Here is a 5204-nt window from a genome sequence, read left to right on the forward strand (position 1 = left end):
TGGGAATGGACAAACAGAATTAGCTGAAGTCATTGTTGGTTTAAGAAGAGCAATTGCCGGGAAGGTTTATATCAAAGGTGAAGAGGTAACTAATCTTTGTCCCAAAGCTATTACTAAAGAGGGGACCAATTATATTCCTCCCGATCGGCTTAAAGTAGGGCTGGTGCCTAATCTTAGTTCGGTAGAAAATGCTATCCTCAGGCGATATGATCGAGAGCCGATCTCCCGGGGGATTTTTTTAAACTATGAGGAAGCTGCCAAATATACCAGAGAATTAATCAAGCAATTCAATATTATGGTACCCAGAGAAAATGCTCCGGTAAAATTTCTATCCGGAGGTAATTTACAGAAACTAATTTTAGCCCGAGAAATCAGAGAGGAACCAGCTTTATTGATCGCGGTTCATCCTAGTCGCGGGTTAGATGTAGGAGCTACCGAATTTGTCCGGAAAAAATTATTAGAAGAAAGAGATCAAGGCGTGGCCATACTGCTCATCTCAGAAGATCTTGAGGAATTGCTGATGATTTCCGATCGAATTGGGGTAATCTATGAGGGTAAAATTGTGGGTATGGTGGATATAGATGATGCCAATATTAATGAAATAGGATTGATGATGGCTGGGGTGCATAAAAATCCTTTGGTCAAAGGAGAAGAGAATGTTAAAGTTTGAGAAGAGAGAAAATATACCGCTTCATTTGCGTATTCTCATTCCCTTAATATCTATTCTTTTGGGTGTGTTAATTGGTGGTATTGCCGTGATGTTTTCCCAGGTAAATCCTCTTACGGTTTATAAAGCGATATTTATCGGTGCCTTTGGAAGTACCTATGTATTTTCCGAAACCATTGTAGTTGCCATTCCTCTTCTTCTTATCTCGGTTGGTCTTATCCTGGTTTTTAAAATGAACTACTGGAATATAGGTGCCTATGGGCAGTATATTATGGGGGCAATTTTTTGTACCTATTTTGCCCTTAATTCTGCGGAAACGATGTCCAGACCAATTCTTCTTATGATGATGTGTATTGCCGGGATGGTCGGAGGAGCCCTCTGGGCGCTGATACCGGCTGCCCTGAAAGCCTATTGGAAAGTAAATGAAGTCATAGCTACTCTATTATTAAATTATATTGCTCTTTATAGCTTAAAATTTTTAATGTATGGTCCCTGGAGAAATCCACGCAGTTTTGGGTTTCCCCTTACCAAAATCTTTGACTTAAATGCTCAATTACCTAAATTAATTTCACATACCAGAATACATCTGGGATTAATTTTTGGAATTATTGCCGCTATTATTATCTGGATTATTATTAAAAAGACCAAATTTGGTTATGAAATCAGGGTGATTGGAGAAAATGAGATAGCGGCCAGATATGCTGGTATTAATATTGCGAAAAATATTATTCTAGCTATGATTATAAGCGGGGGTCTGGCTGGTCTGGCTGGCATGGCTCAGATCTCGGGGATTATTCATATGTTACAAATTGAGATTAATCCTGACTACGGATATACCGCCATTATTGTAGCCTGGCTTTCTGGTCTTAATGCTCTGACCGCCATGATAGTTTCTTTTTTCTTAGGAGGATTATTTGCCGGGGCCTCTCAAATACAGATTACTATGAAAGTTCCCATAGGAATTGTGGGGCTGATAGAAAGTTCGATTCTTTTCTTTCTTTTGGGAGGGGCAATCCTCACTAATTATAAACTTTATTATAAAGGGAGAAAGATTATATGAGACCAGATGCTTATGCAATTACCATAATTCTTTTAGCGGCAACTGTGGAATCCGGAACCATATTGCTCTTTCCCATCATTGGCGAAATATTTACCGAACGTTCCGGAATTCTTAATCTGGGAATCGAAGGTATGATGATTATTGGAGCACTGGTAGGTTTTGCCACCGCTTTTATGACCGGTCAAATTTATTGGGCCTTTTTTATGGGCATGCTGGCCGGTGGTTTAGCTTCCCTAATTCATGCTTTTATTTCTATTACCTTAAGGGGAAATCAGGTAGTAAGTGGTCTGGCTTTAAGTATTTTTGGTCTGGGTGTAACTAATTTTTATGGACAAGAATTTGTAAATCTGCAATTAGCCCATACTATACCTCAAGTAATAATTCCAGGACTTTCCCAAATTCCCTTTTTTGGTCCCATTCTTTTCAAGCAGGATTATATGGTGTATCTGTCCTATATTCTGGTAATTATAACCTGGTTTATTTTATTCAAAACTAAAGCGGGAATCCAGCTAAGAGCGGTGGGACAAAATGCCCAGGCAGCTGATGCTATGGGGGTAAATGTATATAAAGTAAGATATTTCTGGACCTTCTTTGGGGGGTTGATGGCTGGAGCAGGAGGGGCTTATCTTACCCTTAATTGTGCCCCTTTCTGGTTAGATGGCATTACTGCTGGCCGGGGATGGGTGGCGATTGCTCTGGTAATATTCGCCAGGTGGAATCCCCCGTATGCTTTAATAGGCGCCTATTTATTTGGAGCAATTAATGCCCTCCAATTTCAACTTCAATCGATGGGAACCACCATTCCTTCAGCACTGCTTAGTATGCAGCCCTATTTTCTTACCTTTATATTAATTATTGTGGCAACTTTATTAGTAAAAGCTAAACATATCGGAGTTCCAAAAGAATTAGGAATTCCTTATGCCAGAGAGGAGAAATAGAATGAGTTATGTCCAGAAATTAAAATGCTTACTGTGCGGAACAGAATATAAACCTAAGGAGATCAAATATACTTGTCCCCAATGTGGAGATGAGGGTATCTTAGAAATTATTTATGATTATTCTAAGATTAAAAAAATATTTACTAAAGAAATACTTAAAATGAAAAGTGAATATTCGATGTGGAGATATTTACCACTTTTACCGGTGGACGATATAACTAAAATTGGGCCGTCAAAAGTGGGTTGGACCCCTTTATATGAAGTGAAAAGAATAAGAGAAGATTTGGGAATGTCCAATATCTGGATTAAAGATGACGGAAGAAATCCCACTGCTTCTCTAAAAGATAGGCCCTCAGCTATTGCGGTGGTAAAGGCTCTAGAATTAGGAGAAAAAATGGTTACCTGTGCCTCTACCGGCAATGCGGCCTCTTCACTAGCGGGAGCTTCTGCCTCAGTGGGTTTAAAGAGTTACATTTTTGTTCCTCAAACCGCACCAAGTGCTAAGATGGTCCAGCTTTTGGTATTTGGTTCAGTCGTTTTTGCGGTAAGAGGCACTTATGATCAGGCCTTTGTCCTCTCCATTAAAGCAAGCAGAGAATTTGGGTGGTACAACCGTAATACTGCTTTTAATCCCTATATGGTCGAAGGGAAAAAGACGGTTGCTTTGGAGATTATTGAGCAGATGGACTTCCAAGTCCCCGATTATATATTTGTCCCGGTAGGAGATGGCGGTATCATCTCCGGGGTGGCTAAAGCGTATAAGGATATGTTTTCCTTAGGTTTTATTGATCATTTACCTAAACTGGTTGCCGTACAGGCAGAAGGATGTCCGCCGATTGTGGAGGCAGTTAATGGTGATGGCCTGGTAAGATTTGTGGAGCCAAAGACGATTGCCGATAGTATTGCCGTAGGGATTCCCAGAAATCGGGTAATGGCGGTAAGAGATATAAAAGAATCAAAAGGATTTGGGATGGCGGTAAGTGATCAAGAAATACTGGAAGCGATTAAATATTTAGGTTCGAAACAGGGAATATTTGCTGAACCTGCCGGTTCTACTGCCTTTGCCGGTATGGTCAAAGCCCTGAAAGAAGGGAAAATTTCCAGAAAAGAAAAGGTGGTGGTATTGGTTACCGGGAATGGTTTAAAAGATGTAGAGAGTGCTAAGAAAGCGGGAGGAGAAGTTTTAGTGATAGATCCCAATTTAAAAGCAGTGAAGGAGGCAATGAAGTGAACGATTTAGAGAAGAAAGAATTAAATGAACTTCTTCAAAGGCTTATTCAGATTAAAAGTGTAAATCCTCCCGGAAATGAAGATGGGATTGCTAATTTTATAAAGGGATTCCTCATAAAAAATGATATCCCTTCCGAGTTGGTTCCTTTGGAAGAAGGAAGGAGCTCAGTCGTGGCTAAAATTGAGGGAAAAGAGGAGAGGAATATTACTCTTTGCGGACATTTAGACACCGTAAGAGTAATAGAGGAGGATTGGAGCAAGCCACCCTTTCAGGGGTTAATGGAAGAGGGGAAAATGTATGGGAGAGGCACCGCAGATATGAAGGGTGGAGTGGCTGCTATTATTTATACCTTAATACTTTTAAAGAGAAGGGGTATCACCCCCCAGAAAAAAGTCCAATTAGCTCTTACGGCAGATGAAGAGTGGGGTTATAGAGGAGCAAAGACCTTAGTTGATCAGGGATTTTTTGATCAAACCGATTTTCTTATTATCACTGAGCCAACCAACCTTCAGGTAGCGGTTGGAGAAAAGGGAGAAATATGGATAAAAGCTAAATTTTACGGAAAATCAGCCCATGGTTCAACCCCTGAGCTGGGAGTAAATACAGTGGTACCGGGAAGTAAATTTGTTCTTGAAGTGAGTGAAGAATATAAAAAATTATTTAATCCAGACCCTTTATGGGGGAATAATTCTATTAATATAGGACAATTCCACGGTGGGGTGCAGGTAAACGTTGTCCCCAATTATTCAGAAGTACAGCTTGATTTTAGAGTAATTTCAGAGGAAGATAAGAAGAGAGCGTTAGAATTGGTCAGAAAAAAGGGTCGAGATATAGCAGAAGAATTCGGAGTACAATTTAAGGAAGAAATATTTAATTATCATCCCCCTATCTTTACCAGTTTAGATAATTTATATATCCAAAAATTTATGCAAGTTGCCGGAGTGAAAGAGGCGACCATTGTGAAATACTGTACTGATGGAGGAACCATTATTCCTGAAAAGAAGATACCCTTTATTGTATTTGGCCCTGGTGATATTGCCCAAGCTCATCAAAACGATGAATATATCGAATTGGAATCTCTTTACCAGTCAGTCGATACTTTTCTTGAATTTTTGAAATCATGACCGGGGCAAGTCTGCCAGGGGATTATGGTCGTGGAAAGCATGTATTTCGCAAATTAAATGTAGCTGCACTATATAATTAAAAAAACGAGGAGGTTTTCAATGCGTAGTTTTTTAGGAAGAGATATCCTTTCTTTGAAGGATTTCGAGAGAGAAGATTTTTTTAGAATTTTTGAAGTTGCTAAAA

Annotated in this window: 5 protein-coding genes; all 5 read left to right on the top strand. The window is 39.6% G+C overall.

Annotated elements, in window-relative coordinates; genetic code table 11:
- A partial coding sequence (locus tag COZ07_RS06780) for an ATP-binding cassette domain-containing protein (protein WP_406607813.1) occupies positions 1–670 on the top strand: 670 nt, incomplete at its 5' end.
- Complete coding sequence (locus COZ07_RS06785; RefSeq protein ID WP_406607814.1) at positions 657–1727, top strand: ABC transporter permease; 1071 nt, start codon at positions 657–659, stop codon at positions 1725–1727. The genes COZ07_RS06780 and COZ07_RS06785, both read left to right, overlap by 14 nt.
- Positions 1724–2665, top strand: a complete 942-nt coding sequence (locus tag COZ07_RS06790) for an ABC transporter permease (RefSeq protein WP_406607815.1) — start codon at positions 1724–1726, stop codon at positions 2663–2665. Before COZ07_RS06785 ends, COZ07_RS06790 begins: the two co-directional genes overlap by 4 nt.
- 1 nt (position 2666) lies before the next feature.
- Positions 2667–3896, top strand: coding sequence for a threonine synthase (locus COZ07_RS06795; RefSeq protein ID WP_406607816.1), 1230 nt, complete (start codon positions 2667–2669; stop codon positions 3894–3896).
- Entirely contained in the window at positions 3893–5020 is a 1128-nt protein-coding gene (locus tag COZ07_RS06800; RefSeq protein ID WP_406607817.1) for a M20 family metallopeptidase, read from the top strand. Before COZ07_RS06795 ends, COZ07_RS06800 begins: the two co-directional genes overlap by 4 nt.
- Positions 5021–5204: the final 184 nt, after the last annotated feature.

Source organism: Candidatus Infernicultor aquiphilus (genome assembly GCF_002784285.1).
Taxonomy (GTDB): domain Bacteria; phylum Atribacterota; class Phoenicimicrobiia; order Phoenicimicrobiales; family Phoenicimicrobiaceae; genus Infernicultor; species Infernicultor aquiphilus.